The sequence below is a fragment of the Nocardioides sp. NPDC127514 genome, from assembly GCF_040302125.1.
Lineage (GTDB): Bacteria > Actinomycetota > Actinomycetes > Propionibacteriales > Nocardioidaceae > Nocardioides.
Genome location: NZ_JBEORF010000012.1, coordinates 11,066 through 36,948 on the forward strand (window position 1 = coordinate 11,066; position 25,883 = coordinate 36,948).

The 25,883-nt window shown below is 69.8% G+C and carries 25 protein-coding genes; 17 read left to right on the forward strand and 8 right to left on the reverse strand.

Going from position 1 to position 25,883, the window contains the following annotated elements:
• The first annotated feature begins 9 nt into the window (after nucleotides 1-9).
• The 3 genes from ABTX24_RS11230 to ABTX24_RS11240 are packed head-to-tail and all read left to right on the forward strand — an operon-like array spanning nucleotide 10 to nucleotide 1,048.
• Nucleotides 10-333 carry a hypothetical protein gene (locus ABTX24_RS11230; RefSeq protein ID WP_201450986.1) on the forward strand — a complete coding sequence of 108 codons (324 nt, stop codon included), beginning with the start codon at nucleotides 10-12 and terminating at the stop codon, nucleotides 331-333.
• Complete coding sequence (locus tag ABTX24_RS11235; RefSeq protein WP_350839567.1) at nucleotides 330-755, forward strand: phage holin family protein; 426 nt, start codon at nucleotides 330-332, stop codon at nucleotides 753-755. The genes ABTX24_RS11230 and ABTX24_RS11235 overlap by 4 nt, the downstream gene beginning before the upstream one ends.
• Nucleotides 752-1,048, forward strand: a complete 297-nt coding sequence (locus tag ABTX24_RS11240; protein ID WP_160022326.1) for a DUF3618 domain-containing protein — start codon at nucleotides 752-754, stop codon at nucleotides 1,046-1,048. The genes ABTX24_RS11235 and ABTX24_RS11240 overlap by 4 nt, the downstream gene beginning before the upstream one ends.
• On the opposite strand, the gene ABTX24_RS11245 is transcribed toward ABTX24_RS11240, so the two are convergent.
• Nucleotides 1,029-2,492: a pyridoxal phosphate-dependent decarboxylase family protein gene (locus tag ABTX24_RS11245; protein ID WP_350839569.1), complete on the reverse strand. Its 1,464-nt coding sequence runs from the start codon at nucleotides 2,490-2,492 to the stop codon at nucleotides 1,029-1,031. The two genes, ABTX24_RS11240 and ABTX24_RS11245, sit on opposite strands and share 20 nt — an antisense overlap.
• Nucleotides 2,489-3,829, reverse strand: coding sequence for an MFS transporter (locus ABTX24_RS11250; protein WP_350839571.1), 1,341 nt, complete (start codon nucleotides 3,827-3,829; stop codon nucleotides 2,489-2,491). Before ABTX24_RS11250 ends, ABTX24_RS11245 begins: the two co-directional genes overlap by 4 nt.
• A 143-nt stretch (nucleotides 3,830-3,972) precedes the next feature.
• On the opposite strand from ABTX24_RS11250, the gene ABTX24_RS11255 reads away from it, so the two are divergent.
• The 4 genes from ABTX24_RS11255 (at nucleotide 3,973) to ABTX24_RS11270 (ending at nucleotide 6,915) form a co-directional block, all read left to right on the forward strand.
• Complete coding sequence (locus tag ABTX24_RS11255) at nucleotides 3,973-4,485, forward strand: cupin domain-containing protein (RefSeq protein ID WP_350839573.1); 513 nt, start codon at nucleotides 3,973-3,975, stop codon at nucleotides 4,483-4,485.
• Between the two features lie 68 nt (nucleotides 4,486-4,553).
• Nucleotides 4,554-5,021, forward strand: coding sequence for a peroxiredoxin (locus tag ABTX24_RS11260; RefSeq protein ID WP_350839575.1), 468 nt, complete (start codon nucleotides 4,554-4,556; stop codon nucleotides 5,019-5,021).
• Nucleotides 5,018-5,860, forward strand: coding sequence for an SDR family oxidoreductase (locus ABTX24_RS11265; RefSeq protein WP_350839577.1), 843 nt, complete (start codon nucleotides 5,018-5,020; stop codon nucleotides 5,858-5,860). Before ABTX24_RS11260 ends, ABTX24_RS11265 begins: the two co-directional genes overlap by 4 nt.
• A gap of 62 nt (nucleotides 5,861-5,922) precedes the next feature.
• Nucleotides 5,923-6,915 carry a TIGR03557 family F420-dependent LLM class oxidoreductase gene (locus ABTX24_RS11270; protein ID WP_350839579.1) on the forward strand — a complete coding sequence of 331 codons (993 nt, stop codon included), beginning with the start codon at nucleotides 5,923-5,925 and terminating at the stop codon, nucleotides 6,913-6,915.
• A 34-nt stretch (nucleotides 6,916-6,949) separates the two neighbouring features.
• On the opposite strand, the gene ABTX24_RS11275 is transcribed toward ABTX24_RS11270, so the two are convergent.
• From ABTX24_RS11275 to ABTX24_RS11290, 4 genes are read right to left on the reverse strand one after another with little or no spacing between them, the layout of a single operon-like run.
• Nucleotides 6,950-8,314: a flavin monoamine oxidase family protein gene (locus tag ABTX24_RS11275; RefSeq protein WP_350839581.1), complete on the reverse strand. Its 1,365-nt coding sequence runs from the start codon at nucleotides 8,312-8,314 to the stop codon at nucleotides 6,950-6,952.
• 4 nt (nucleotides 8,315-8,318) lie between these two features.
• Complete coding sequence (locus tag ABTX24_RS11280) at nucleotides 8,319-9,380, reverse strand: alpha/beta hydrolase (protein WP_350839583.1); 1,062 nt, start codon at nucleotides 9,378-9,380, stop codon at nucleotides 8,319-8,321.
• Entirely contained in the window at nucleotides 9,377-10,897 is a 1,521-nt protein-coding gene (locus tag ABTX24_RS11285; protein ID WP_350839585.1) for a flavin-containing monooxygenase, read from the reverse strand. Before ABTX24_RS11285 ends, ABTX24_RS11280 begins: the two co-directional genes overlap by 4 nt.
• A 15-nt stretch (nucleotides 10,898-10,912) precedes the next feature.
• Nucleotides 10,913-12,355 carry an APC family permease gene (locus tag ABTX24_RS11290; protein WP_350839586.1) on the reverse strand — a complete coding sequence of 481 codons (1,443 nt, stop codon included), beginning with the start codon at nucleotides 12,353-12,355 and terminating at the stop codon, nucleotides 10,913-10,915.
• Nucleotides 12,356-12,581: 226 nt separating this feature from the next.
• Here ABTX24_RS11290 and ABTX24_RS11295 point away from each other — a divergent pair, with 226 nt between their 5' ends.
• From ABTX24_RS11295 to ABTX24_RS11325, 7 genes are read left to right on the forward strand one after another with little or no spacing between them, the layout of a single operon-like run.
• A complete protein-coding gene (locus tag ABTX24_RS11295; protein WP_350839588.1) occupies nucleotides 12,582-13,241 on the forward strand; it encodes a hypothetical protein in 660 nt (219 codons plus the stop codon).
• Entirely contained in the window at nucleotides 13,234-14,577 is a 1,344-nt protein-coding gene (locus ABTX24_RS11300; RefSeq protein ID WP_350839590.1) for a glutamine synthetase family protein, read from the forward strand. Before ABTX24_RS11295 ends, ABTX24_RS11300 begins: the two co-directional genes overlap by 8 nt.
• Nucleotides 14,574-15,386 carry a gamma-glutamyl-gamma-aminobutyrate hydrolase family protein gene (locus ABTX24_RS11305; protein ID WP_350839592.1) on the forward strand — a complete coding sequence of 271 codons (813 nt, stop codon included), beginning with the start codon at nucleotides 14,574-14,576 and terminating at the stop codon, nucleotides 15,384-15,386. The genes ABTX24_RS11300 and ABTX24_RS11305 overlap by 4 nt, the downstream gene beginning before the upstream one ends.
• Complete coding sequence (locus tag ABTX24_RS11310) at nucleotides 15,383-16,990, forward strand: class I adenylate-forming enzyme family protein (protein ID WP_350839594.1); 1,608 nt, start codon at nucleotides 15,383-15,385, stop codon at nucleotides 16,988-16,990. Before ABTX24_RS11305 ends, ABTX24_RS11310 begins: the two co-directional genes overlap by 4 nt.
• 2 nt (nucleotides 16,991-16,992) lie before the next feature.
• Nucleotides 16,993-17,778: an enoyl-CoA hydratase/isomerase family protein gene (locus ABTX24_RS11315; protein WP_350839596.1), complete on the forward strand. Its 786-nt coding sequence runs from the start codon at nucleotides 16,993-16,995 to the stop codon at nucleotides 17,776-17,778.
• Nucleotides 17,775-18,872: a zinc-binding dehydrogenase gene (locus ABTX24_RS11320; RefSeq protein ID WP_350839598.1), complete on the forward strand. Its 1,098-nt coding sequence runs from the start codon at nucleotides 17,775-17,777 to the stop codon at nucleotides 18,870-18,872. Before ABTX24_RS11315 ends, ABTX24_RS11320 begins: the two co-directional genes overlap by 4 nt.
• Nucleotides 18,873-18,897: 25 nt before the next feature.
• Nucleotides 18,898-20,361, forward strand: a complete 1,464-nt coding sequence (locus tag ABTX24_RS11325; RefSeq protein WP_350839600.1) for an aldehyde dehydrogenase family protein — start codon at nucleotides 18,898-18,900, stop codon at nucleotides 20,359-20,361.
• Nucleotides 20,362-20,380: 19 nt separating this feature from the next.
• Here ABTX24_RS11325 and ABTX24_RS11330 read toward each other — a convergent pair whose 3' ends face one another.
• A complete protein-coding gene (locus ABTX24_RS11330; protein WP_350839602.1) occupies nucleotides 20,381-20,989 on the reverse strand; it encodes a TetR/AcrR family transcriptional regulator in 609 nt (202 codons plus the stop codon).
• 191 nt (nucleotides 20,990-21,180) lie between these two features.
• On the opposite strand from ABTX24_RS11330, the gene ABTX24_RS11335 reads away from it, so the two are divergent.
• From ABTX24_RS11335 to ABTX24_RS11345, 3 genes are read left to right on the forward strand one after another with little or no spacing between them, the layout of a single operon-like run.
• Nucleotides 21,181-22,650 carry an MFS transporter gene (locus tag ABTX24_RS11335; protein WP_350839603.1) on the forward strand — a complete coding sequence of 490 codons (1,470 nt, stop codon included), beginning with the start codon at nucleotides 21,181-21,183 and terminating at the stop codon, nucleotides 22,648-22,650.
• Between the two features lie 35 nt (nucleotides 22,651-22,685).
• Complete coding sequence (locus tag ABTX24_RS11340) at nucleotides 22,686-23,378, forward strand: hypothetical protein (RefSeq protein WP_350839605.1); 693 nt, start codon at nucleotides 22,686-22,688, stop codon at nucleotides 23,376-23,378.
• Nucleotides 23,375-24,709: an NAD(P)/FAD-dependent oxidoreductase gene (locus tag ABTX24_RS11345; RefSeq protein WP_350839607.1), complete on the forward strand. Its 1,335-nt coding sequence runs from the start codon at nucleotides 23,375-23,377 to the stop codon at nucleotides 24,707-24,709. The genes ABTX24_RS11340 and ABTX24_RS11345 overlap by 4 nt, the downstream gene beginning before the upstream one ends.
• On the opposite strand, the gene ABTX24_RS11350 is transcribed toward ABTX24_RS11345, so the two are convergent.
• Complete coding sequence (locus ABTX24_RS11350) at nucleotides 24,699-25,877, reverse strand: alcohol dehydrogenase catalytic domain-containing protein (RefSeq protein ID WP_350839609.1); 1,179 nt, start codon at nucleotides 25,875-25,877, stop codon at nucleotides 24,699-24,701. The genes ABTX24_RS11345 and ABTX24_RS11350 overlap by 11 nt on opposite strands.
• Nucleotides 25,878-25,883 lie beyond the last annotated feature (6 nt).

The following is a 25,883-nucleotide window of genomic DNA, read 5'->3' on the forward strand; positions in this document are numbered from 1 at the left end:
AGGAACAACATGTTCAAGAAACCAGGATGGCTGGCTGCCTTCGGTATCGGCTACGTCCTCGGCGCTCGCGCTGGACGTGAGCGGTACGACGCGATGGTGGCCAAGGCACAGGACCTGTGGCACGACCCGCGTGTCCAGGAGAAGGCGCACCGCGCTCGGGTCGTGGCCGAGGAGAAGGCAGACCTGGCCAAGCACACCGTCCGGGACAAGATGCCCGGCGACTCCACGCCGCCGCCGGCAGCTCCGACTCCCCAGACGACGCCGAGCACTCCGCGTCCCCACACCACCTCGACTGACCCGGTGACCGACATGCCGCGGGGGTGGGAGTCGTGACGCTTCATCATCAGACCGACGCGTCGATGGGTGAGCTGGTCTCGCGACTATCCACGGAGATGTCCAGCCTCATGCGAGGCGAGCTCGAGCTCGCCCGCCTCGAGCTGACCGAGAAGGCCAAGCACACCGGCAAGGGGGCCGGGGCGTTCGGCGCCGCCGGCCTGGTGGCGCTCTATGGCGTCGGGGTCCTGATCGCCGCGGCGATCCTCGCCCTCGCGCTGGTCATGGACGCCTGGCTGGCCGCGGTGCTGGTCGGAGTCGTACTCCTGATCATCGCCGGCGGGATCGCCCTGTTCGGGAAGAAGCAGGTCTCGGAGGGGACCCCGATGAAGCCCGAACGCGCCACCGAGGGCTTCAAGCGGGACGTGGAGACCGTCAAGCACCGTCACGCCGAGGACCACACCCCGAGGAGTACGTCATGACGCAGGACCATGTGCGCCGGCCCGTCGAGGCCGGCGACGACAGCATCGCCGCGGTCGAGGCCGAGCTGGACACCACCCGGCACGAGATGGCCGACACCCTCGACGAGCTCGCCGCCCGGCTGGACGTGAAGACGCGGGGGAAGGAGAAGGCTCACGAGGTCAAGCAGCGTGCGCAGGTGGCTGCCAGGTCTCGAGACGTACAGATCCGGAGCGGCATCGTCGCTGCGATCGTGCTCAGCCTGATCCTGATGCTGGCCCGGAGGAAGCGCCGGCTCAGCGACTCCGCCGAGTAGGCCGGGTCAGCCGGTCGAGAAAGGCCACCAGCAGCGCCTCGCGCATCGCGGCGGAGGCCAGGTCGAGCATCGCGTTGACCTCGGCCATCCGCTGCGGCAGCGCGAGGCCGCTCTCTGCGCCGTCGGCGCTCTCTGCGCCGTCGGCGCTGTCGGCGCCGACGAGTCCCGCGGCGAGCAGCAGGCCGTCGAAGTCCTCCTCGGACAAGGAGAACGGGTCGAGGTCGCCGATGAACGCGGCGACGGCCGGGTCGACGGTGACCGGGCCTGCCGCCACGGCGGCCTCGACCGCCTCGCCGAGAGCGGCGAGAAGCTCCGGTACGTGGGAGAGCGTCGCCGCGCTCACCGACAGGTGGATCGTGGCGGGGGAGCCGGCGAAGGACATCTGTGGCTGGACGTACCAGCCGCGCGCCGCCATCTCGTCGCAGACCGTGAACGGGTCGCAGCTGCCGTCGGTGGTGAGCGCGAGAAGCGTCGAGTCGGGGGTGCTGACCACGGCGAGCTCGGGCATCTCGCCGACCCCGTCGCGGATCCGGTCCACCGCCTCGAAGACGTCGCGGGCGAGCCGCTCGTACCCCTCATCGCCCAATGAGCGCAGCACCGCCCAGGCACCGGCCAGCGGTCCGCCCGACTTCGTGGACTGCATCGTGGAGTTGAGCATCGTGTAGCCCGGCCAGGCGGCCGAGGCGAAGAACTGCGGCCGCCTCAGCTCCGGGGTGCGGTGCAGCAGCAACGAGGTGCCCTTGGGGGCGTAAGCGTACTTGTGCAGGTCGACCGAGATCGAGGTGACGCCCTCGACCGCGAACGTCCAGGCTGGTACGTCCCGCCCCAGCCGCGTCGCATAGGGCAGGACCCAGCCGCCGATGCACGCGTCGACGTGGCAGCGGATCCCGCGTTCGGCCGCAGCGGCCGCGATCGCGGTGACCGGGTCGACGACGCCGTGCGCGTAGGACGGTGCCGAGGCGACGACCAGCACGGTGCGCTCGTCCATCGCCGCGGCCATCGCGGCCGGATCCGCCCGGAAGTCGGGCCCGACCGGCACCAGCACCGGCTCGACGCCGAAGTAGTGCGCCGCCTTGTGGAAGGCGGCGTGCGCGGTCGCCGGGAGCACCATCCGCGGCCGCTCGATCTTCGGATGGGCGTCGCGCGCAGCCTGCACCGCGAGAAGCACCGACTCGGTGCCACCGGAGGTGACCGTGCCGACCACGGTCTCGGGAGCGTCGAGCAGATCGGCGGCCATGCCGACCACCTCGGTCTCCATCCGGAGCAGGCTCGGGAAGGCCGTCGGGTCCAGGCCGTTCGAGCCGGCGTAGGCCGCGACCGCCTCGCGGCCGATCCGGTCGATGTCGGGCAGGCCGGAGTCGTAGACGTAGGCCAGCGTGCGGCCACCGTGCACCGGCAGGTCGGCGGACTGCATCTCGCGGAGCTGGGTCAGGGCGTCGGTCATACGGTCACGGTCCCATCCTTGTCGCCGTCGACGTCGTCGGCGGTGAGCGAGTAGCGCCGCAGCCAGAGCAGGCTGAGGAGAGCCAGGCAGGCCGGCAGCACCGAGAAACCGAGCGTGATCGCGGTCAGTGCCGAGTCCGGCTGGGCGACGTCGCTCCCGGTCGAGGAGCGGTAGCCGCCGAGCGCGAGCACCGCGGCGTAGACGCCGGGCCCGAGCGCGAGCCCGAGGGTCTCGCCGGCGGTCCACACGCCGGTGTAGACGCCGATCCGGCTCGACCCGCTGCGCCGCGCGTCGACGGCGGCCGCGTCGGGAAGCATCGCCATCGGGAACACCTGGCACCCGGCGTACCCGGTCCCGACGAGCACCACCGCGGCGTAGACCAGGGCCACCGGTGCGGTCTGCGCGGTCGCGGCGAGCAGCGCACCGGCGGCGAGGACGACCGAGGCGGCGACGTACCCGTTCTTCTTGCCGATCCTGGCGCCGAGCGCCGCCCACGCGGGGGTGAGCAGCAGCGCGGGGCCGACGAAGCAGACGAACAGGATCGTCGCCGCGCCGTCGCGGCCGATCACGTCGCCGGCGAGATAGTCGACGCCGGCCAGCATCGCCCCGAACGCGACGGCCTGGATCACGAACGTGATGAGCAGCCGGCGGAAGTCGGGCGCCGCCGCGACGATCTTCAGCTGGTCGCGCAGGCTGCCCGGCCCCGGCTGGACGGTGTGGACGGGCGCCCGGCGGGTGCCGACGTACGCACTGAAGACTCCGGCCAGGATGAGCACCGCCATCACCACGCCCATCACCCGGTAGCCGTCGCGGCTACCGACGGCGTCGCGGATCATCGGCGCGGTCGCACCGGCGAGCAGGATGGTGAGCGCCAGGATCGCGACCCGCCAGGTCATCAGCCGGGTGCGCTCGTCATAGGACTCGGTCAGCTCGGCGGGCATGGCGACATAGGGCACCTGGAAGAACGCGTACGCCGTCGCGCAGGCCAGGAACAGGACCAGCACCCACAGCGCCTCGAGCCCGGTCGCCATCGACGGCGCCGCGAACAGCAGCGCGAACGTCACCGCCAACCCGATCCCGGCCCGGCGCAGCCACGGCCGCCGCGGTCCCCGTGGATCCACCGTCCGGTCGCTGATCCGGCCCGCGATCGGGTTCAGCACGACATCCCACGCCTTCGGCGCGAACACGATGAGCCCCGCCGCCAGCGCCGCGATGCCGAGGCTGTCGGTCAGGTAGGGGAGCAGCATCAGGCCCGGGATCGTGCCGAAGGTGCCGGTCGCCACGGAGCCGGAGCCATAGCCGATCCGTACGCCGAGCGGGAGGGTCTGGGCGGGCATGCCCGTCATAGTGCCGTGGCCGAGCCCTCGGCGTCAGGGAAGCGGCTGATTTCGCTTGATACGCCAGCGCTCCGGGGCGTTCTGGTCCCAGGATCCCCTGTTCCGGCGATGGATTCGGCGGCGGTCGGTTGCACGCTGAGGGGATGACCCAGCTCTCGAGGCAGGGCGTCGCGCCGGTTTCGGGTGACGGCGCCGTGTACGACCATGTCCACATGCTCTGCCGGATCGTTCTGGCCGGCGAGGACACCGGCGGCTCCTTCGCGATGGTCGAGGAGCGCGCGGCGCTCGGCGCGATGACGCCAAGACACGTGCACTCGTGCGAGGCGGAGACGTTCATCGTCCTCGACGGTGCCCTGGAGGGCTGGTGCGAGGGGTCCAGCGCTCTCGTGGAGGCCGGCTCGATGATCCACCTGCCCGCCGGGAAGCAGCATGCATTCCGGATCGCATCGAGCTCCGCGCACTTCTACACCCTGATCACTCCGTCGGGTTTCGAGAGCTTCTTCCGGGACTCCGGTGTCCTGGTCGACCGGCCGTTCGAGGGCGCGTTGCCGGTGCCAGGCCCGCTCTCGCCGGACGAGGTGGGCAAGCTCGTCGAGCTCGTCACGCCGTACGGAGTGGAGATCGTCGGTCCACCGCCTTTCGGCCCACCCGCGTGAGAGCAGCCGCCCACAGCGTGACGGGAGCGGCGGCCTCTGGTCGTGGAGGTGCCGAGTAGGTTGGCGCCATGCCGCTCGAGACCGGTGCCGTCGCGCCCGACTTCACGCTTCCCGCCCAGGACGGTACGTCCGTCACCCTCTCGTCACTGACCGAGAAGGGCCCCGTGGTGCTCTTCTTCTACCCGGCTGCCGAGACGGCGGTGTGCACCAAGGAGGCCTGCCACTTCCGTGACCTCGCCGGTGAGTTCGAGGCGATCGGCGCCCACCGGCTCGGGATCAGCAAGGACAGCGTGGAGAAGCAGGCCGGGTTCGCTGCCAACCACGACCTCGACTATCCCGTCCTCTCCGATCCCGCGGGGTCGGTGGCCGAGCTCTACGGCGTGAAGCCCAGCCTCCTCGGCAAGCTCGGGCCGCTGCAGCGTACGACCTTCGCCATCGGCACCGACGGCCTGATCAAGGCCGTCGTCGAGGGGATGCTCAAGGCGGAGATCCACGCCGACGAGGCCCTCGCCGCGCTCAGGGACGACGTGGAATGACCACCACCATCGCCGTCACCGGCGCCACCGGCTTCGTCGGCGGTGCCGTCGCCCGTGCGCTGGGCGGCTCGGACGCCGCTCTCCGCCTTCTCGTACGTGACACCTCCAGGGCTCCCGAGATCCCCGGAGCCGACGCGTTTGCGGTGAGCTACGGCGACCGAGAGGCCGCGGTGAGGGCCCTCGAGGGCGTTCAGACCGTGCTCATGGTCTCGGCAGCCGAGTCGGCGGACCGCCTGGAACAACACTTCACCTTCGTCGACGCCGCCGCAGCGGCCGGGGTCGAGCACATCGTCTACACCTCCTTCTTCGGTGCCGCGCCGGATGCCGTCTTCACGCTCGCGCGCGACCACTTCGCGACCGAGGAGCGGATCAAGGCGAGCGGGATGGGTTACACCCTGCTGCGCGACAACTTCTACCTCGACTTCCTCCCCTCCTTGGTCGGTGAGGACGGCGTCATCCGTGGCCCGGCCGGCAACGGGCGCTTCGCGGCGGTCGCGCGGACCGACGTGGCGCGCTCCGCCGTCGCGGCGCTCACGACGCCGCAGGACCACCGAGGACGCACGTACGACCTCACCGGACCCGAGGCGCTCACCATGAGCGAGGTCGCCGACATCCTCGCCGAGCACCGTGGGCATGAGGTGCGCTATCACGACGAGACGATCGAGGAGGCGTACGCGTCGCGTCGTCGCTGGGAGGCGCCCGACTGGCAGTACGACGCCTGGGTCTCCACCTACACCGCGATCGCCGCGGGTGAGCTCGACGGGGTCAGCAGCGCCGTAGCCACCCTCACCGGACGCGGGCCCCTGAGCCTGCGCGACTATCTCGCCGCCAGCGAATAGGTCCGGGCACAAAGAAGGTTTGCTGGGAATTGCTCGTCGCCGTGCCGGGTACCGCTTTCGGCATGGTTGCATTCGGATACACCCTGATGACCGAACAGGCAGGCCCGACTGACCTCGTGCGCCACGCAGTCGCGGCCGAGGAGGCGGGCTTCGACTTCCTGGTGATGAGTGACCACTACTCGCCATGGCTGGTCGAGCAGGGGCACGCGCCGTACGCCTGGAGCGTGCTGGGCGCCGTCGCGCAGGCCACGCAGCGGATCCCGTTGATGACCTACGTGACCTGCCCGACGATGCGCTACCACCCCGCCGTGGTCGCTCAGAAGGCCGCCACGATGCAGTTGCTCTCCGAGGGCCGGTTCACGCTCGGCCTCGGTAGCGGAGAGAACCTCAACGAGCACGTCGTCGGCGCCGGCTGGCCGGCCGTGCAGACCAGGCACGAGATGCTTGCCGAGGCGATGGAGATCATCTCCGCACTCTTCGACGGCGAGCTCGTCGACTACCGAGGTGAGCACTTCGAGGTCGATGCTGCCCGGCTCTGGGACCTGCCCAGCACCCGCGTGCCCGTCGGACTTGCGGTCGGTGGGCCGGAGGTGTCCGAGCGTTGCGCTGCCCTGGCCGACCACCTGATCGCCGTCGAGCCCGACCCGGCTCTGGTGGAGGCGTGGAACGGTGTGCCGGACGCGCCGAGAGTCGGGTCCGGGGGAACCCGGGCCATCGGCCAGATCCCGATCAGCTGGGATCCCGATGACGCCGACGCGGCGGTACGACGTGCGCACCGCGAGTTCCGCTGGTTCGGCGGTGGCTGGGCCGTCAACAGCGAGCTCCCGACCACGGCGAGCTTCGCCGCGGCCTCGCAGTTCGTACGCCACGAGGATGTCGCCTCATCGATCCCGTGCGGTCCCGACCTCGGTGCGATCACCGAGGGGGTTCGGCCCTTCTGGAAGGCCGGGTTCACCGATGTCGCCCTCGTCCAGGTCGACGGGTCGACGAATGACCAGTTCCTGGCCGAGGCGGCCGGGCCTCTGCTCGACTCGCTGCGCTCGGCGGCGGGCTGAATCTCAGCCTCGGTGGCTCCGGGGTCGACGACCATCACGACCGGGACAGGCTCGCCAGCACCTTGTGCGCGGCTTGCTCGCCCGACGCGGCGGCGTCGGCCAGCGACGGCATGTCGAGGGCATAGTCGCCCGCCAGATGGACCGGCCCGAGATTCTGCTTGAGCGTCTCGAGCGATGCCCGGCCGCCGGGTCCCCAGAACGGCACGACCCGCGGGTGTCGACGGAGGATGCCCGCGTCGACCTTGCCCTCGAGCTCCGGATAGACCTCGAGAAGGTCCGAGGTGAACCGCGCGACGATCTCCTCGTCGGTGAGCTCGAAGAGCTTGTCGGCCTCTGCGCCTCCCGCGAAGCAGGCCAGCGCACCGCCGGGCTTGCGGACGTTCCCACGGCGTACGGCGGCCGCGTGGTTGAAGATCGCCTGGAACGATCGGCCCGGGGTCGACACCGCGAGGAAGTCATCCCAGCGCTGGGGCTTGCCCTCCTCGTGGGTGAAGAAGCCCACCACCACGTAGCGGCCATAGTGGATCGACTCGAAGGCCGCCCGGTAGGCCGTCGGCAGGCCGGGCATGATCTTGACCGCGACGTCTGCGGGCACCGCCACGATCGCCCGGCGCGCCCTCAGACGGGCGGGCCCGTCAGCGTCCTGGTAGTCGACGACCACGCCGTCAGCGGTCCACTCCACGGAGCTCACCGGTGAGCTGAGCCGGATCCTGTCGCCGAGATCCTCGGCCAGAATGTCGGTCAGCGTCTGGTTGCCGCCCTGTGGCAGCGTCAGGTTCGGCACCTTCTCCGGATCGGTGAGCAGGATGCCCATCGAGAAGACGAACTGCCGCGCGGCGGTCTCCTCGGGCTCGCAGCCCATCCACTGCCCGGACCATGACCGCACCATCTCGCGCGTGAGGTCGGATGAGACGCCCCGCAGCACGAAGTCCGCCCGCCTGCGGTCGAGCTTGGCGCGGACGCGGTTGGCCCACCGGTTCGTCTCACTCATCTCGAGGAACGGCACGTTCGCCAGGATGCGAGCGCCGACCACGGCGAGGCCGAATCGGTCGCGCCAGGTCATCTTCGACCGGAACATCAGGGCGAAGGGGTTGGAGGTGTCGACCTGCTTGCCGCCCAGGTGCAGCGCGACTGACTTGCCCTCCAGGGTCCCGAGCGGGACACGGTGACGGTGGAGCGCCTCGATCAGGGGGCCGGTGCCCTCGGTGAACTGGGTGCCGACGTTGATCCAGTAGTCGCCCTTTCGGACGGTGTCGACGCGGCCGCCGGCGCGGTCGGTCGCCTCGAGCACGACGACGTCTCGGTCGGCCAGCGTGGTCGCTGCCATCAGGCCCGCGATGCCGGCGCCGATCACGACGACCTCGTGGGTCTCGTCGCGGAGCTTGGGTGATGTGTCCACGTCGTCAGCTCGCCTTCGTAGCGGTGTGTTCGGTGCGGCCGAGCGCCGCGGAGATCGAGGCGACGAGACGCTCGGTCGCCTGCTTGCAGCTCGGGCTGACCGCGGTGTAGGAGATGTAGCCGTGGACCTGGCCAGGCTCGCGGTCCACCTGTGCGGTGACGCCGGCCTCCAGAAGCGCGGTCGCGTACGCGAGCCCGTCGTCGTGGAGCGGGTCGAACCCGGCCAGGTTGACGATCGCGGGCGGAAGTCCGGCCAGGCTGGAGGCCCGGTACGGGGAGACGCGCGGGTCCGCCGGGTTGGTCCCCTCCGGCAGGTAGTTCTTGACGAACCAGGCGACCTGCTTGGCCGACAGCGCGGGCGATCCCGCGAACTCGTCCTGCGAGGGGCGGTGCTCGACGAGGTCGGTCACCGGCTGGATCAGCACTTGGAGCATCGGCTGCACCGCCTCGTCTCGCACCTGCTGGCACAGGACGGCCGCGATGTTGCCGCCGGCGCTCTCTCCGGCGACGACGATGCGGTGCGGGTCCACGCCCCAGTCCGCAGCGTGCTCGACGACGTACCGCCAGGCGGCGACCGCATCGTCCTGTGCTGCCGGAAAGGGGGCGTCCGGCGCCAGGCGATACTCGACCGACACGACGTCTGCTCCGGTGCCGTGCGCGAACATGCGCGCCGGGGCGGTGTAGCTGGCGCGGCTGCCGATCACGAAGCCTCCACCGTGGAAGAAGAGGATCAGACCTCGCGACTGGGTGCCGTTGCTGTAGCGGGTGAGCTGGACCTCGTCCGAGATCTCGATCTCCTCCTCGACGACGCACGGCTCGACGCGGGACGCGAAGAGGATCAGATCCCGCTCCGTGGTCGCGCGGGCCTCAGCGGGCGGAAGGTCGCTGTAGTCCGGACCGGACTCGCCCAGCTTCATGAGCAGGGCGACGTCAGGCGCCATGGTGTCGCCGGCCGTGTTGGTCGCGGGACGCGCCAGCATCCGCTGCAGGCTCGCGGGCAGACGGCTCAGGAAGACGAGGAGGGCTCGCTGGAAGCTCTGGCTCAACGTGAAGTGTTCCCCGCTCATGACGCAACCTCGACGCTGGCCAGGTGCGGGGCCGAGCGCTTCTCGGAGAACTGGATGTCCTGGCCGAGCAGCTTCCCCTTGAAGAGTCGGTTGTCCTTGACGAAGGTCGTGTGCATCTGCCAGGGCAGGCCGGTGCCCTGGCGCGGGAGCTCCGCCCGGGCGCGCTGCATGTAGCCGGCCGAGAGGTCGAAGAGGTCCTGCTTGGGCATGCCCTCCGGCGCGACGGGCAGGGCGATGTCGTAACCCTTCCTGTCCATCTCGCGGATCAGCTCGATGGCGAGGCGGGCGACGTTGCGGATGCGGAGCGTCCAGGTCGCCTTGGTGAAGCCGAGCATCATCGCCCAGTTGGGTACGCCGGAGATCAGGGAGCCGCGGTACAGCACCTGGTCTGCGATCTTGACGGGGGCGCCGTCCACGGTCGGCTGGATGCCGCCCAGCATCTGCATGACCAGGCCGGTCGCGGTGACGATGATGTCGGCCTCGAGCTTCTTGCCGGACTCGAGCAGGATGCCCTCGGGGATGAACCGCTCGATCTGGTCGGTCACGACGTCGGCGCTCCCGTCGCGGATCGCCTCGAAGAAGTCGCCGTCGGGAGTCGCACAGAGGCGCTGCTGCCACGGGTTGTACGGCGGCGCGAAGTGGGTGTCGACGTCGAACCCCTTCGGGAGCTCCTTGGCGGTCATGCTGCGCAGGAGCTTGCGCCCGAAGCTCGGGAACTTCACCAGCACCGACACGAGGAAGTGGTCGCGCCAGATGTTCTTGAACCGCGTGAGGCGGTACCCGAGCTTCTTGCCGAAGACCTTCAGCAGGAACTGGGCGATCTTGTCCACCTGGGGCATCGACGCGACGTAGCTCGGGGTGCGCTGGAGCATGGTGACGTGGCTGGCTGCACCCTCGCCGGTCAGCATCGCGGGGAGCATCGTCACGGCGGTCGCACCGCTGCCGATGATGACCACGCGCTTGCCGCTGTAGTCGTAGTCCTCGGGCCAGTGCTGCGGGTGGAGGATGTCGCCCTGGAATTCCTCGCGGCCCTCGAACCGCGGCTCGAAGCCCTCGTCATGGTTGTAGTAGCCGGTGCCGCTGAAGACGAACCTGGCCCGGACGACCTTCTCGGACTCGTTGCCCGCCTCGTCGGTCACGGTGACGTGCAGGGTCCATTCCGCGTCCTCGCTGGACCAGTCGGCAGCAGTGACCTTGTGACCCAGGCGAAGGCTCTTGTCCAGCCCGAACTCGTCGACGGTTTCCCGGATGTACCCGCGGATCAGGTCGCCGCCAGCGATCGCCTCCTTGTGCAGCCACGGCTTGAAGTCGTAGCCGTAGGTGTGCACCGAGTCGTCGGAGCGGATGCCCGGGTAGCGGAACAAGTCCCAGGTGCCGCCGACCGAGGCGCGGGCCTCGAGCAGGAGGAACTTCTTCTCAGGGAACGCCTCCGTCAGGTGCTTCGACACGCCGATGCCGGAGAGGCCGGCGCCGATGACGACGATGTCGGCGTACTCCGTCGCGATGGTCTGGTTCATTGCTGCACTTCCTTCTCAGTGGTGGGTCTGGTGACTGGCGGTACGACGGGCGCGGGCGAGGCGGTCGACGGCGAGGAACGTCACGAACACTCCTGCCACTGCCACGACCGCGACGTACGACATCGCGTCCAGTGGCGGGGCGGGTGGGTTGACGAGGCCGTTGAGGTACATCCACGCCATCGCGGCGGCGCCGAGGCCGGCGCCGACGACGGCGAGCGGGCTGAGCCGCCTCTCGCGGCTGAGCAGTCGCAGGGCGCCGGCACAGACGAGCAGGTAGGGGACGACCCAGAAGTAGACGATGAGCGTCGCGACCGAGTTGTAGACGCCGACGATGTCGTCGGGGTTGAGCGCGACCATGACCAGGATCGCTCCCAGTCCGAGGGCGCAGATCGTGACGACGGCGACCGCGGGGCTGTGGTGGCGCGGGTGGATCCGGCCGGCGCGGGCGGGCAGCAGGCCGTCGGCAGCGAGGGTCGCGACGAAGCGTGAGCCGTAGTTGACGAACCCGATGAGGGCAGCGAAGGTCGCGACCGCGAGCACCAGGTCGGTCGCGCTCGCCACCTTGCTCCCGAGCCCGCCTTCGGTGGCGAGCGCGGCGGCGGGGGAGGTGCCGGCAGCAAGTGCGTCGCTCGCGGCGACGAGGGCGGGCACCTGAAGCAGGGTGGCTACCACGTACAGCGCGCCCAGAGCGACCGGCACGCACATGACGGCGAGGGGTACGGATCGTCGCGCGTCGCGGGTCTCGGCGGCGAGCGCCGTGCTGCTCTCGAAGCCGACGAGGAAGACCGCGCCGGCGGCGACCCCCTGGAAGATGCCGCTCGGTGTGGCTCCCTCAAGGGACAGTTGGGCACCGAGATCGAGCCCTGCGCTCGCGGCGGCGGCCACGGTGATGACCAGCATCAGCGGCACGGAGACGACGGCCAGTGTGACCGCCGTACGCACGGAGGTGTCCAGCCCTCGGTAGGCGATCGTTCCGGCGATCAGCACGGCAGCGCTGTAGATCAGCATCTGCACGCCGACGTCGAAGCTCGCCTCGAACCCGAGGGAGAGCAGGAAGCTGCCGGAGAAGAGGCCGACCAGGAAGGCGATCGCGCCGATCTGTGCGACGTAGCCGAGGAAGAGCGCGGCGCCGGCCAGGATCCGAGCCCACGGGCCGAAGACATGCGGCAGGTAGGAGTAGATCGATCCGGTGACGACGTACCGTCGGGCGAAGGCGATGACCGAGAGCCCGACGAGGCTCGTGGCGACCGCGGCGATCAGGGCGCCCAGCCAGCTGCCGTTGCCGGCCGTGACCAGCACGAGGGCCGGGACCGAGGCCAGCCCGACGGGCGGGACGTACGACGCAAGCGCCAGCGCGACGAGCTGGTTGCGGCTGAGATGGCCCCGGTCGAGGCCGTCGGCGGGAGGCCTGTCCTCCGGTGCGACCGGCCCGCCGGGAGACGCGCTGCTGGTCGTCATGTCCTGATCCCTTCTGTCGACGCAAAGTTAGTCATTTGATTATGTCGTATGACTAAGTGTGTGTCAGGGATCACGGTGCGTCAAGGGTTCGGATGGCGTTGGTCGCCGATCGGTCAATCTCGCCCAGGCGGTTGACAAGGGAGTTCTTCGGGTCCACGATCTTAGCCAATCGATTGAGTCATGTGACTAAGAACGATGTCGGCCGATCAGCCAGGAGGACCGAGAGATGACCGAGAGCACGACGATCGAGGCGCCGAGCGAGCGCTTCGACGCGATACGCGTCGCGATCGAGGACGACGCGACGCCGCTGGTCCGCCTGATCGGGCGCACCCTGAGCCGGGCCTCGGGACCGGGGCGCCCCGCCGAGGATCTGACCGCCGGCGTCGCCGGCACCGTCGCGATCCGATCCCACGACACCCCGCAGACGGCGACCATCGTGCTCGGCGACGGTGCCGTGGAGGTGACCAGCGGAGTCTTCGTCGAGCCTGACGCGACACTCCTGGTCGACCTCCACGCCCGGTTCGCGCCGACCCAGGAGCCGGCCGGCGACGCCGACATCGCAGCGCGCGTCCTGCGCGCACTGCGCCCACCGTTGCCGCACTGGCGCGACGCGGCCGTGCGGTTCTGGGAGTTGACCTGCGACATCGCCGGAATCCCCGACGTCCTCCTCGTGGAGGCTGCTGGGCCGGACGGCACCGAGCGGGGCCGGTTCGGGGAGGGGACGACGGCGTACCTGATCGCCGGTCCCGCCGATCTGCTCGCGGGTGTCTTCAGCGGCGCCGACGACTTCCTCGCCTCCCTGGACGCAGGTGTGCAGGTCCAGGGCACCTTGTCCCAGCTGTCCGTCATGACGGCCGCATCCTGGAAGGTCCGGTTCGATGTCTGAGCTCGCACAAGCCCGAGGGGCCGTACGCCTCGAGGCCACCAACCACGAGGGCAGCCTCCTCGGCAAGAACGTCTCGCCGCAGAAGTTCGCGTCCGGAAAGGACACCGGCTTCGCCTTCGCCGACATCCTGTTCGCCATCGACCTCAACAACGAGATCGTCCTCGGCGACGCCTTCCCGGAGTGGCGAGGCAACCTCTACGACATCCAGATGATCCCGGACATGTCGACCCTGGTGGAGTGGAAGCCCGGTCTCGACTCGGTGATCGGTGACTACTGGCTCAAGGACGGCAATCCGGTCCCGATCTGTCCGCGCAACCTCGTGCGGAAGCTAGTCGCCGGCCTCGCCGACAACGGGTACGCCGCCACCGTGGCCGTCGAGATCGAGGCCACCTTGTTCGAGGAGTCCGTCCAGGAGGCCAGGGCCCGCGGTTATCGCGACCTCACTCCGCTGGGCGGCAGCACCGGGGCGACGTACCACCTCGCCCGGTCCAAGGACTGGGTCGACTACATGGAGGCGGTCGTCGAGCGGCTCGACAGCGTCGGCATCGCGTGGGAGGCCTGGACCGACGAGGCTGCACCCGGCCAGACCGAGCTCAACCTCGCGCCGACCGACCCGGTCGGGCTGGGCGACAGCTGGGCGCGTACCCGCCAGGTGATGCGCGAGGTCGCTTTCGAGCGGGGCCACACGGTGTCGTTCATGGCCAAACCGACCGCCGGATTCGGTCAGGGAGCGCACATCAACCTCTCGCTCCAGAGCGACGGCGTGAACCGATTCTTCGCCGAGGACGGTCCGTCGGAGCTCATGCGGCATGCGGTCGGCGGGCTGCTTGCCACGATGGAGGGCAACACCTCGATCGCGTTGCCGCAGATCACCTCGTACCGACGGCTGGTCGACCTGACCGGGCCGCCGACGACGGTCTGCTGGGGAGTCAACAACAAGACCGCCGCGGTGCGGGCCATCACCGGCCACCCCAAGTACTCGCGCCTCGAGTACCGGCTCCCGGGCGCCGACGTGAACCCCTACCTGGCGCTGGCGGGTGTGCTGGCTGGGGTGCTGGCCGGGATCGAGCGGCGGATCGAGCCGCCCGAGCAGGTCACGGACATGGCCTGGTGCCTCCCCGAGAGCGCTGGGGTGAGGCGGATCCCGGACACGATGTCGAAGGCCGGCGCGGCGCTGGACGCCGATCCGCTGCTTCGCGAGTACCTCGGCGACGAGTTCGTGGACTTCTGGGTCGCCTCCCGCCGATGGGAGTGGATGGAGTTCCACACCAAGGGCGGCGACCCGTTCGCCGAGCTCTCCGCGTGGGAGTCCCAGCGATACTTCGAGTTCCCGTGAGCGCGCGCGACGAGGCCGGGGTGCTGCGGCCGCTGATCGGCATCACCGGACGCCGGTTCCAGCTGTCCGTGCTCAACGGAGCCGACCCGCGCTACGGCGACCGCTGCATCGACACCTCCATGTCGGACTTCGCGACCCGGATCGCCGAGGCCGGCGGGCTGCCGGTGCATCTGTCCTACGACACCGATGCGGCGGCGGTCTGCGACTGGCTCTCCGGCGTCGTCATCACCGGGGGCCAGGACGTACATCCGTCGTGCTGGGGCGGAGACACCTCGGTGGTGCGCGACATCGACCCCCGCACGAACCCGATGGTTCACGACGCCGCGCGAGACACGTACGAGATCGCGCTCGTCCGCGTGGCGATCGACCGGGGGATCCCGGTGCTCGGCGTGTGCCGTGGCCTGCAGGTGCTCAATGTCGCCCTCGGCGGCACCCTCGTGCCGCATCTTCCGGACGGTCCGGTGAGCCATCTCTCAGCCGAGATCGCGCCCACGGACGGCACCGTCGACCACGTCGTGAGCTTCACACAGGGCTCGATCGCCGCCGGCCTGTTCGGCAAGGACACGATCACCAACTCCTGGCACCACCAGGCCGTCGACAGCTGCGGCGCCGGGGTCATCGTGACCGGTCGGACCGATGACGGCGTGGTCGAGTCGATCGAGGTGCCGGGACGGCCGGTCCTCGGCGTCCAGTGGCACCCGGAGTGGATGAAGAGCAACGACCCGGCGCTGACGTGGGTCGTCGAGCAGGCGATGGAGCGGCTCGCGAACCACGAACCCGCCGGGCGAGAGCAGAGGAGCCCCCAGTGAACGCACACGTCACGGCCGGACCTGCCGTCGCGGCCGAACGGATGAGTGACGACCCCGCCGTCCCGACGCTGAGCCAGCTGCTGGCACAGCGCGCACAGGACTGCGGAGATCGGGAGTTCCTGCGTTTCGGTGAGTGGTCGTGGAGCTTCGCCGAGATCGACGCCTGGACCTCCCGGCTCGCCCACCGGCTGATCGAGGTCGACGACGTACGCCCGGGCGACCGGGTCGCGATCATGCTCCCGAACGTCGTGCACTGGCCGGTGGCATGGCTGGCCGTGCTGAAGGCCGGCGCGGTCGCAGTGCCGGTCAACTGCGGCTACCAGCGCTCCGACCTCGCCTTCGTCCTGAAGGACTCGGGTGCCGGGGTCGTCTTCACCGATGCCGAGCGCTCCGGCCTGGTCATCGAGGTGCTGATCGAGGAGCCCGAGCTGGCCGGAGTTCGTGTCGTCGAGGTCCCCGACGACGGGTCCGAGCGCTTCCCGGTCAGGGCGCCCGAGGTGCCGGTCGCAGCCGAGACGCTCGCGAACCTGCAGTACACCTCGGGCACGACCGGGTTCCCGAAGGCATGCATGCTCAGCCACGACTACTGGGTTCGTCTGGGCTGGATCTGCGCCGGAGCCACCGGGCTCGGGGCCGATGACGTACTCCTCACCTCGCAGCCGTTCTCCTACATGGACCCGCAGTGGAACACCGCGCTCGCCCTGACGCTCGGTGCCCCGCTGGTCGTGCTGCCGCGGTTCTCGGCCTCGACGTTCATGGCCGACGTACGCCGTCACCGGGCGACCTTCTTCTACGTCCTCGGCTCGATGCCCACCCTGCTGTTCAAGCAGCCGCTCGCGGCCGAGGACCGGGAGAACGACCTCCGGATGGTGCTCTGCTCGGGCATCCCGGTCGCCCTCCACACCCAGCTCGAGGAGCGGTGGGGTGCGCCGTGGCGCGAGGTCTACGGGATGACCGAGTCGGGGATCGACCTGGTCAGCTCGTTCGACGACGCCGCTGCCGTGGGCAGCGGCAGCCTGGGGCGGCCGGTGCCGACCAAGCAGGTGCGCATCGAGGATCCGGTCGAGCCGGGGGAGGAGGTCCCGCCCGGTGAGCCGGGCGAGCTCGTCATCTCGGGGCAGCCGATGATGGGCGGCTACTGGAACCGCCCCGAGGCCACCGCGAACGTGCTGCATGACGGTTGGCTGCACACGGGCGACCTCGTCGTCCGCCGTCCCGACGGCGGCATCCAGCTGGTCGGACGGCTCAAGGACATGGTGCGGCGCGGTGGCGAGAACGTCGCCTGTGCCGAGGTCGAGGCCGCCCTCGAGAGGGACGAGTCGATCGTCGCGGCGGCCGTCGTCGCCGTACCCGACGAGGTACTCGGCGAGGAGGTCAAGGCCTTCGTCCAGCTCAGGGAAGGGCTACCGGGCGACCGGGCCACGGCGCACGAGCTCCTCGAGCGCGCGAGTGCCCAGCTCGCGCGGTTCAAAGTGCCGCGTTACGTCGAGTTCGTCGCCGACCTCCCGCGTACCCCATCCGAGCGGGTCTCGAAGCCCGCGCTCAAAGCCAGGGCCGCCGCCGAGCCCGGCACCACCTACGACTTCGCCCGACCGAGGAGCTGACCATGACCATCCCTGCTACCGGCCCTGCAACCGAGGAGGATCACCTCGACGTCGCCGTCGTACGCGACGTCGCGGTGCTCACGCTCGACCGCGCCGAGAAGCTCAACGCCCTCACCGTCGACATGCGGCGTCGCCTGGCGGCGCTGGTGCGTGAGCACGGAACCGGCGAGACCGTCCGTGGCATCGTTCTCACCGGCCGTGGCCGTGCCTTCTCCGCCGGTGAGGACCTGCAGCACGCGCCGACCACGGAGGCCGAGGTCCACGATGCCTTCGAGAGCTTCCACGACGTCACCCGCGCGATCCTGCAGACCCGGGTCCCCGTGGTCGCGGCGGTCAACGGCCTCGCCGTCGGTGGTGCCTCCGAGATCACCCTGTGCTGCGATGCCCGGATCGGCACTCCGGTGACCGAGTACTTCCAGCCCGAGAACGCCCGCGGCCTCACCATCTCCAACGCGACCAGCCTGCTGCTCCGGCGCCTGGTCGGCAACCACGCGATGCGCATGGTCCTCGGGACCCCGCGGGTCCCGTCGGCGGAGGCGCTGCGGATCGGTCTGCTCGACGAGGTGGTCGAGCCCGACCAGCTCATCGAGCGCGCCGTCGACACCGTGCACGCCTGGACCCCCGAGGGGAACACCACGGCGCTCCACCTCGCGCTGCTGCGGCCCCTGGCCGCTGAGGTCGAGGCCGCCTTCGAGCGCGAGGACCACGCCGCCCACGAGGCCTGGGCGAGCGGACTGCTCACTGCCGGCGTCGCCGGCTTCTGGAACACGAGGGAGACCACCGCATGATCACCACCCGAGCCGCCGTGCTGAACGAGATCGGCGCACCGCTGGAGCTCACCGACATCCGCGTCGACGACCCCGAGCCGCACGAGGTCCGGGTCTCGGTCAGTTACGCCGGGCTGTGCCACAGCGACCTCCACTACATGACGGGGACCGTGCCGACGGACGTCCCGGTCGTCGTCGGACACGAGGTGGCCGGCGTGGTCGAGTCGGTCGGCTCGGCTGTGACCTCGCTGCGTCCTGGCGACCGGGTCACCGGCGCCCTGACCCCCTCCTGCGGCGGGTGCGTGAACTGCGACGCCGGACGCTCCACCCAGTGCCTGCGGCTCGATGACGTACGCCGCCGGCAACGCTCCGCGTTCGAGTCCGTCGACGGCCGGCCGATCGACCGGCTCGCCGCCATCGGAGCGTTCTCCCAGCACATCCTGCTGCGGGAGAGAGCGCTCGTACGACTGCCCGACGACGTCCCCCTGCACGTCGGCTGCCTGCTGTCCTGCTGCATCGTCACCGGCGTCGGCGCCGTCTTCCGCGGCGCTCAGGTACGCCCGGGCAGCACCGTCGCGGTCGTCGGCTGTGGCGGCGTCGGGTCGGCGATCATCCAGGGCGCCCGCCTCGCCGGTGCGTCGGCGATCGTCGCCATCGACCTCGACGACGACCGGCTCAAGGCGGCCCGGACGTACGGCGCCACCCACGTCATCAACGGCGGCGACGGCGACACGGTCGCCGAGCTCCGCCGCCAGTTCGGCGACGGTGTCGACTACTCGTTCGAGGCGGTCGGCTCCGCCCGGACCGCGCAGACCGCACTGGCGCTCCTGCGGCCGACCGGCACCGCGTGCCTGGTCGGCATCGCGCCCGCCGGCACCGAGATCAGCGTGCCCGCACTGGACTTCTTCTTCGAGGAGAAGAAGCTCATCGGCTCCTACATGGGATCGGGCCAGGCGCGCGAGGACATCGCCCAGTTCGCCCGGCTCTACCAGCAGGGACGCCTCCTGCTCGACGAGATGGTGACCCGGGTCGTCCCCTTCGCCGAGATCAACGAGGGCTTCGAGGCGATGAAGTCCGGTGACGTCACGCGCATCGTCGTCGACCTCCAGTCCTGACCCCGAGACCCGCAGAGGAACCCTGATGTCCAGCAACGAGATCGCGATCGCCCAGCCGGTCAACTACATCGTCGACGAGTGGAGCGAGTGCACCACGGTCGACGACGCGTGGAACCTCGACCCCAACACGCTCGAGCCGGTCCACCGGACCGTCACCACGCCGCTCGACGATGTCGAGCGCGCCCTACGACATGCGGAACGGACGTACGACGTCGGCCGCTGGGACGAGGAGGCCCGGCACGAGCGGGCGGAGATGCTCGAGCGCGTCGCCGCGATCCTCGAGAGCAGGACGGAGGAGATCGCGCGCACGGACGCGCTCACCAGCGGCACGCCCATCAGCGCCACCCGCACGGTGGCGTCCTTCCTGCCCTTCCGCATCCGGGCGACGGCCGCGGACCTGCGGGAGATCCCACGGGTCACCGCCCTTGCCGCCGGTGGTCGTGACGTACGGCTCTACAAGGTCCCGTGGGGACCGGCGGCGATCCTCACCCCGTGGAACGGCCCGAGCTTCATCCCGGCCGCCAAGGTCGTCAGCGCCGTCGCGGCCGGATGTCCGGTGATCCTCAAGCCCTCGGAGCATGCGCCGGGCAGCGCCCAGATCGTGGTCGAGTGCTTCGTGGAGGCGGGCCTCCCGTCGGGTGCGCTGCAGCTGGTCCACGGTAGGGGTGAGGTGGGCGCGCGACTCACGGCCGACCCTCGGATCAAGGTCGTCTCGTTCACCGGCGGACCGTCGGCTGGGCGTGCCATCGCCCGCGCAGGCGCGGAGGACTTCAAGGTGCTGCAGCTCGAGCTCGGCGGCAACAATCCGGTGCTGGTGCTCGACGACGCCGACCTCGACGTCACCGCCGACGGGATCCTCGACGGCATGACCAAGCTCAACGGTCAGTGGTGCGAGGGGCCCGGCAAGATCCTCGCCCACCGCAGCCTGGTCGACCCTCTGCTGGAAGCACTGACAGAGAGGATCGCCAAGCTCACCGTCGGTCACTCCCTGGACGAGGACACGCAGGTCGGACCGATCTCCAACAAGCCGCACTTCCAGACCCTCCAGAGCCGGATCGACGGATTGCGCGAGCTCGGAGCGACGATCCACCAGCCCGCCGCGCTCCCCGAGCTCGGCGGCTTCTTCCTCTCGCCCACCGTCGCCTCCGGTGCCGATCCGCGGCGGGCGACGGCCGAGCTGTTCGGTCCGCTCGTCTCGCTGCACCCCGTGGACTCCGACGAGGAGGCCCTGCGGATCGCGAACGCCCATCCCTCCGGCCTGGACGCCTACGTGTTCGGCACCGACACCGACCGCGCGATCTACGTCGGTGCTTGCATCGTCGCCGGCGAGGTCCGGATCAACGGCGCGAAGGTCGCCGACCTCGGCGACGACTCGGCCCAGAGCTTCTGGGGGCCGGCCGGCATCGGTGGCCACGGGCCGGCCGAGTCCGTACGCGTCTTCTGCGGCGACCGGGTCGTCGGCGTGGACTCCCCGGACCTGCCGCTGTGAGAGCCGGCGCGGCGGTGCCTCAGGCCTTGGCCGGCACCGCCGCGAGCCGGGTCGTGAGCCAGGTTTCCAGCACGGAGCAGTTGAGGTCCATCTGCGCCCGGGCGACAGAGGCGTCGCCGTAGGTCAGCCAGTTGACGCCGAACCCGTCGGCGAGGGTGGCCAGGACGTACGTGACCTCGTCGATGACCTCCGGCGCGACCGGGTCACCGGCGGAGGCCTCCTGGAGTGCCTTGCGTACCGTCTCGAAGGCCTGGTCGTAGACGGCGATGCCGCGGTCGCCGTGCTGACGCCGAGCCCAGTTGACGAGCTCGAAGGTCGCGGCGGTGAAGCTGGGGGAGTCGAGGTAGCACTCCATCACGCCGCGCAGAATCTGGCGGGCCGCGTCGGGCAGCGTCGTGTGCGGGTCGCTGCCCTCGATGACCTCACGGTACTTGCCGGCCACGAAGGTGTAGACGTCCGCGAAGAGGTCCTCCTTCGAGTCGTAGCAGTAGTGCAGCATCGCCACGTTGGCCTTGGCCTGCTCGGCGATCCGGCGCGTCGTCGCGCCGTCGATCCCGTGGGCGGCGATGACCTCGACGGCGGCCTCGATGAAGTCGCGACGCCGCTGCGCGACGGGGATGCGTGCCATCAGGTCCTCCGAGGGTGTTCGTGCGACCGAGTTGGGCGCTTGATTAAGTCAATCCGACTATAACAGTGCCGCCATCGGAATCCCCGCCAGGGAAAACTTAGTCAAACATCTTAGTCATAAATCTTGATCATCTGACTAACTAAGTCGTAGCGTATGAGCCGGATCACACCTCCTCGGATCGGAGACAACCCATGGCGCAGATCAACGAAGAAGCGGCAGCACGCCGCCGGGCGACGACAGGGCACAGGCCTGACAAGGGTCGGCTCATCGGCATCGGCGCGCTGATGGTCGTGCTGACCAACGCCGTCATCTTCATCCTTCCGCCGCTGCTGCCGGTGATCCAGGCGCAGTACGGGCTCGCCACGGTGGCCGAGACGACCTGGCTCTACACGGCCCTGACGCTCGGTGGGGGAGCGGGATTCATCCTCCTGCCTCGCCTCGCCGACCTGTACGGCGACCGGAACGCATCCGTTGCCGCGTCCGCGTTCCTCACCGTCGGCGCGGCAGTCCCGGCCATCGGCGACTCCTACCCGACGCTCCTCGCCGGGTGCACCCTGATGGGCTTCGGCTGCGCTGCGCAGCTGCTGCCGCTGGGATTCCTGCGACGCAACCTCGGCGAGTCCGGCATCACCATCGGTGTCGCCGTCCTGGTGATCGCCACGGGCGCCGGCATCGTCGCCGGCATGATCGGCGGCGGCCTGATCGTCGAGACCCTGTCGCTGCGCAGCTTCTTCGTCATCCTCACCGCCGCCTGCGCGGCGACCACCCTCGCGACGTACGTCCTGGTCCCGCACGCCCCGCCGGCCGAGCGCGCCGGCCGGATCGGCGTGGTCGGCACGGTCTGGATGATCGGCTGGGTCGCGGCGATCCTGCTGACCCTGACGCAGGGTCTCGTCTGGGGCAACGCGGCCCTGATCCCGCTGGTGATCGGCATCGTCGGCGGCGTCGCCTGGATTCGCGCCCAGCGCCGGTCGTCGACGGCCGTCTTCGACGTGGCCCTGATGCGTACGCCGCTGGTCACCGCCTCCTGCCTGTCCATCGCCCTGTTCGCGGCGGTGAACTCGGCGTTCCTGCTCCTGCTCAGCACCTACGCACAGGTCATTCCCGAGGCGCTTCGCCCGGTCGACGCGTACGGCCTCGGGCTCACCGCGCTGGAGACCGGCTGGCTGATGGTGCCCTTCGCGGTGACGTTCCTGGTCGGCGGCGCGGTGGTCGACCGTCCCGTCGCCAACGGACGCGGCGTACCCGTGTTCGTCGTGGGCGCCCTCATCAGCGCGGCCGGCCTGGCCTGGCTGGCGATGTTCCACGACCAGCAGTGGCACTACCTGGTCGGCGCCGCCGTCATGGGCCTGGGCTGCAGCATCGGGTACGCCGCCGGCTTCACCCTGGTGCAGGCAGCCGTGCCCGAGGAGAAGGCCGGGATGGCGGCCGGCGTCGCCGGCACCTTCATGGCCGTCGGCTTCGCCTTCGGCACGGCGCTCGTCAGCGCCGACCTCAGCGCCTCGCTGGTTCCCGTCCCCGGGACGACGCTCGAGGTGGCCGCGGAGGGTCTCTACGGCACCGGCTACTGGATCTCCGGAGTTCTTGCGCTGCTCGTCGTGGTGACCGTGCTGGTCTCCCGTGCCCGCGCGCGCCGGCGTACCAGCCGGCTCGCCGCCTGATCCGCTCCCTCCATCTCACCTGAAGGAAATCTGACATGAAAGAGCTGCTCTTCCTGCTGGCCGATCTGTGGATGATCGTCGTCGGCTTCACCTACGGATGGAAGTTCATCCGGCGCTACGACAACTACCTGCTCGGCCTGGAGTGGATGGTCGTCGCGACGTCGGGCTCGAACTTCCTGCTCTGGTCGCTCATCAGCGGCGACGAGGGCCACCTCCTGTACGACATCGCCTACTTCTTCGACGCGTTCTCGCGGTCGGTGGGCATCACATTGATCGCCGTCCTCGGCCTGATGCGTGTCACGCACCGCTACAAGCCCAGCGTGCCGGTCGAGGTCGGCGTCTTCGGGCTCGCGATCGCCGCCGGTCTCTACCTGCAGCAGTTCCGCGGCCACGAGCTGCACGTGGGACCTGCGTCGTACTACCTCGTGGCCAACCTGCTCACCACCGCGTTCCTCGCCTACTTCTCGTGGCGTCTGTGGACCATCGGAGCCAGGGGCCACGCGGTCGCCGCCGGGATGGCGAGCGCCGCGGCGACGGCGATCGCCCTCATGTACGACTTCTTCCCGTTCCCCGACGACGCGCACCGCACGGTGTTCTACGTGCTGGCGCTGACCACCTGGGGAGTGCAGATGTTCGTCTACTACCGCGCCTACGGCGCATTGCATGACAACAACGTCGCCACAGGCCTCGAACCGGCCGGCGATGACCGAAAGGTGGTCCGCGCATGAACACTGACCACGTCACCTACACCGCCTTCACCGGGTGGGTCGACCCACCGGCCGACGTCCGGGGAGCCCTCGACGGAGACCTCGACTGCGAGGTCGTCGTCATCGGCGGAGGCATCAACGGGATGTCGACCGCGCTGCGGCTCGTCGAGCGTGGTCAGGACGTCGTGCTGCTGGAGGCCGAGTTCTGCGGCCACGGTGCCAGCTCGCGCAACGCGGGCCAGCTGGCCGGCGCACCCGGCGGCGACCTCCAGCTGCTCGACCTGCTCTCGCGCAAGAAGATGCCGGGCATGATGCGGCTGGCCGAGCACGCCGCCCACCACGTCGAGGACTTCATCGCGAAGCACGACATCGACTGTGACTACGAAGCGACCGGCAACGCGTTCGCCGCGGTCTCGCGCGGTCAGATGGGCCGCGTACGCCGGGTGGCCAAGATCGTGACCCGCGCCGGTGGGCAGGTCGAGGTCGGCACAGCTGCGGAGCTCGGGATCCCGCGAGGGCTCGTCGGCGGGATGCGCGAGGTCGTCGGCGGGCGGATGAACCCTGGCAAGTTCAGCCTCGGCATGCGCCGGGTCCTGCTCGACTCCTCCGCGCGGGTCTTCGAGCAGACGAAGGTCACCGACGTCAGGCGCAACGGCGGCCAGGTCGTGCTGACCACCCCGCACGGCCGGGTTCGGGCGGACAAGGTCGTGCTGGCCACGAACGCGTACGCGGGGGAGTGGGACATCACCCCGAAGCACCTCTCCGTGCCGATCTACGTCATCGAGGTGGAGACCGAGCCGATCGCACCTGACCGTCTGGCCGCGCTGGGCTGGACCAGCCGCATGGGTCTGGTCACCCAGCACGCGATCATGGAGAACTACCGCCTGACGCCGCGCAACACCATCGTGTTCGGCGTACGCCGCCTCGAGCGGGGCACGAGCTATCCGCTCCCGGAGAAGGTGCCCGACCCCGGGCTGGTCGAGGAGCTGGCCGGAGCCTTCGCCACGCGCTTTCCATCGCTGTCCGACGTGGCGATCAACCGCGCCTGGGGTGGCTGGATCGCGATCACCTCGTCCTGGCTCCCTCTTGCCGGCCAGGTCGGCGACGACATCTACTACTCGATCGCCTGCAACGGTCACGGCCTGGCCCAGGCACCCTATATCGGGACGCTCATCGCCGACGCGATCGTCGACGGCGAGCGGCACGAGGACCTGCAGACGGTGTGGAAGGAGAAGCCCAGCTTCCCGCGCCCGATGATGATGAGCCGCGCCGGACTCAGAGCGATCTGGGCCGTGGACCGCTTCAACGACCTGGTCAACGGCAGCCGGCGCCGTGCTCGGCTCACGGTTTGAAGACGACCTTCACCATCCCGTCGGACTTCTCCTGGAAGGACTTGTACGCCTCCGGAGCCTCGCTCAGGGGGAGGTGGTGGGTGGCGAACGAGTCCACGCCGAGCGGGTCCTCGTCGTTCTCGAGGAACGGCATCAGGTCATCGGTCCAGGCGCGTACGTTGGCCTGGCCCATGCGGATGCTGACCTGCTTGTCGAAGAGCTGCATCATCGGGAACGGGTCCATAGCGCCTCCGTAGACCCCGGCGATCGAGACGGTGCCCCCGCGGCGTACGGCGTCGAAAGCGGTGTGGAGCGCGGCCATCCGGTCGACGCCGGCAGCCTGCATCACCGGGCGGTTCACGGCTCCCGGCATCGTGGCCAGCAGCTTGGTCATCCCCTCGACGATGGGCGAGCCGTGGGCCTCCATCCCGACGGCGTCGACGACGGCGTCGGCTCCGCGTCCATCGGTGAGGTCGCGTACCCTCTCGGCGACGTTGCCGGAATCGAGCTCGATCGTCTCGGCCCCGCGCTGCCGCACCCTGGCGAGCCGCTCGGGCTCGCGGTCCACGGTGATGACCCGGTGGCCGGCGTCGAGCGCGAAGCGGCTCACCATGTCACCGATGGGACCGGCGCCGAGGACCAGCACCGTGCTCTCCGGGTCGGGGTCTGCGTACTGCAGTGCCTGCCAGGCGGTCGGCAGGACGTCGGAGAGGAAGAGGAAGCGGTCGTCGGACGGACCGTGCGGGACCTTGATCGGCAGCTGGTTGCCGAAGGGAACGCGCAGGTACTCGGCCTGTCCGCCCGGGATCTGGCCGTAGAGCTTGCTGTAGCCGAAGAGGCTGGCGCCGGTGCCCTGGTCGCGGTTCTGGGTGGTCTCGCACTGTGAGTGCAGGTGGTGCCGGCACATCCAGCAGGTGCCGCAGCTGATGTTGAACGGCACCACGACGCGGTCGCCGACGCTCACCTCGCGAACCTCGGGGCCGACCTCGGCCACGATCCCCATCGGCTCGTGCCCGACGACGTCGCCCGGTGTCATGAACCCGGTGAGCACCTCGTAGAGATGTAGGTCGGAACCACACAGTCCCGTCGAGGTCACCTCGACGATGATGTCGTCGTTCTCGATGATGTGCGGATCAGGGACGTCGTCCACTCGGATGTCGCGCCGTCCTTGCCAGGTGACTGCCTTCATGGATGT

Excerpts from the sequence above, each read along its gene's own strand:
- ABTX24_RS11230 (WP_201450986.1), top strand. The coding sequence starts at position 10 with ATGTTCAAGAAACCAGGATGGCTGGCTGCCTTCGGTATCGGCTACGTC.
- ABTX24_RS11240 (WP_160022326.1), top strand. The coding sequence starts at position 752 with ATGACGCAGGACCATGTGCGCCGGCCCGTCGAGGCCGGCGACGACAGC.
- ABTX24_RS11245 (WP_350839569.1), bottom strand. The coding sequence starts at position 2,492 with ATGACCGACGCCCTGACCCAGCTCCGCGAGATGCAGTCCGCCGACCTG.
- ABTX24_RS11250 (WP_350839571.1), bottom strand. The coding sequence starts at position 3,829 with ATGCCCGCCCAGACCCTCCCGCTCGGCGTACGGATCGGCTATGGCTCC.
- ABTX24_RS11255 (WP_350839573.1), top strand. The coding sequence starts at position 3,973 with ATGACCCAGCTCTCGAGGCAGGGCGTCGCGCCGGTTTCGGGTGACGGC.
- ABTX24_RS11260 (WP_350839575.1), top strand. The coding sequence starts at position 4,554 with ATGCCGCTCGAGACCGGTGCCGTCGCGCCCGACTTCACGCTTCCCGCC.
- ABTX24_RS11265 (WP_350839577.1), top strand. The coding sequence starts at position 5,018 with ATGACCACCACCATCGCCGTCACCGGCGCCACCGGCTTCGTCGGCGGT.
- ABTX24_RS11270 (WP_350839579.1), top strand. The coding sequence starts at position 5,923 with ATGGTTGCATTCGGATACACCCTGATGACCGAACAGGCAGGCCCGACT.
- ABTX24_RS11280 (WP_350839583.1), bottom strand. The coding sequence starts at position 9,380 with ATGAGCGGGGAACACTTCACGTTGAGCCAGAGCTTCCAGCGAGCCCTC.
- ABTX24_RS11285 (WP_350839585.1), bottom strand. The coding sequence starts at position 10,897 with ATGAACCAGACCATCGCGACGGAGTACGCCGACATCGTCGTCATCGGC.
- ABTX24_RS11290 (WP_350839586.1), bottom strand. The coding sequence starts at position 12,355 with ATGACGACCAGCAGCGCGTCTCCCGGCGGGCCGGTCGCACCGGAGGAC.
- ABTX24_RS11295 (WP_350839588.1), top strand. The coding sequence starts at position 12,582 with ATGACCGAGAGCACGACGATCGAGGCGCCGAGCGAGCGCTTCGACGCG.
- ABTX24_RS11300 (WP_350839590.1), top strand. The coding sequence starts at position 13,234 with ATGTCTGAGCTCGCACAAGCCCGAGGGGCCGTACGCCTCGAGGCCACC.
- ABTX24_RS11315 (WP_350839596.1), top strand. The coding sequence starts at position 16,993 with ATGACCATCCCTGCTACCGGCCCTGCAACCGAGGAGGATCACCTCGAC.
- ABTX24_RS11320 (WP_350839598.1), top strand. The coding sequence starts at position 17,775 with ATGATCACCACCCGAGCCGCCGTGCTGAACGAGATCGGCGCACCGCTG.
- ABTX24_RS11325 (WP_350839600.1), top strand. The coding sequence starts at position 18,898 with ATGTCCAGCAACGAGATCGCGATCGCCCAGCCGGTCAACTACATCGTC.
- ABTX24_RS11330 (WP_350839602.1), bottom strand. The coding sequence starts at position 20,989 with ATGGCACGCATCCCCGTCGCGCAGCGGCGTCGCGACTTCATCGAGGCC.
- ABTX24_RS11335 (WP_350839603.1), top strand. The coding sequence starts at position 21,181 with ATGGCGCAGATCAACGAAGAAGCGGCAGCACGCCGCCGGGCGACGACA.
- ABTX24_RS11340 (WP_350839605.1), top strand. The coding sequence starts at position 22,686 with ATGAAAGAGCTGCTCTTCCTGCTGGCCGATCTGTGGATGATCGTCGTC.
- ABTX24_RS11345 (WP_350839607.1), top strand. The coding sequence starts at position 23,375 with ATGAACACTGACCACGTCACCTACACCGCCTTCACCGGGTGGGTCGAC.
- ABTX24_RS11350 (WP_350839609.1), bottom strand. The coding sequence starts at position 25,877 with ATGAAGGCAGTCACCTGGCAAGGACGGCGCGACATCCGAGTGGACGAC.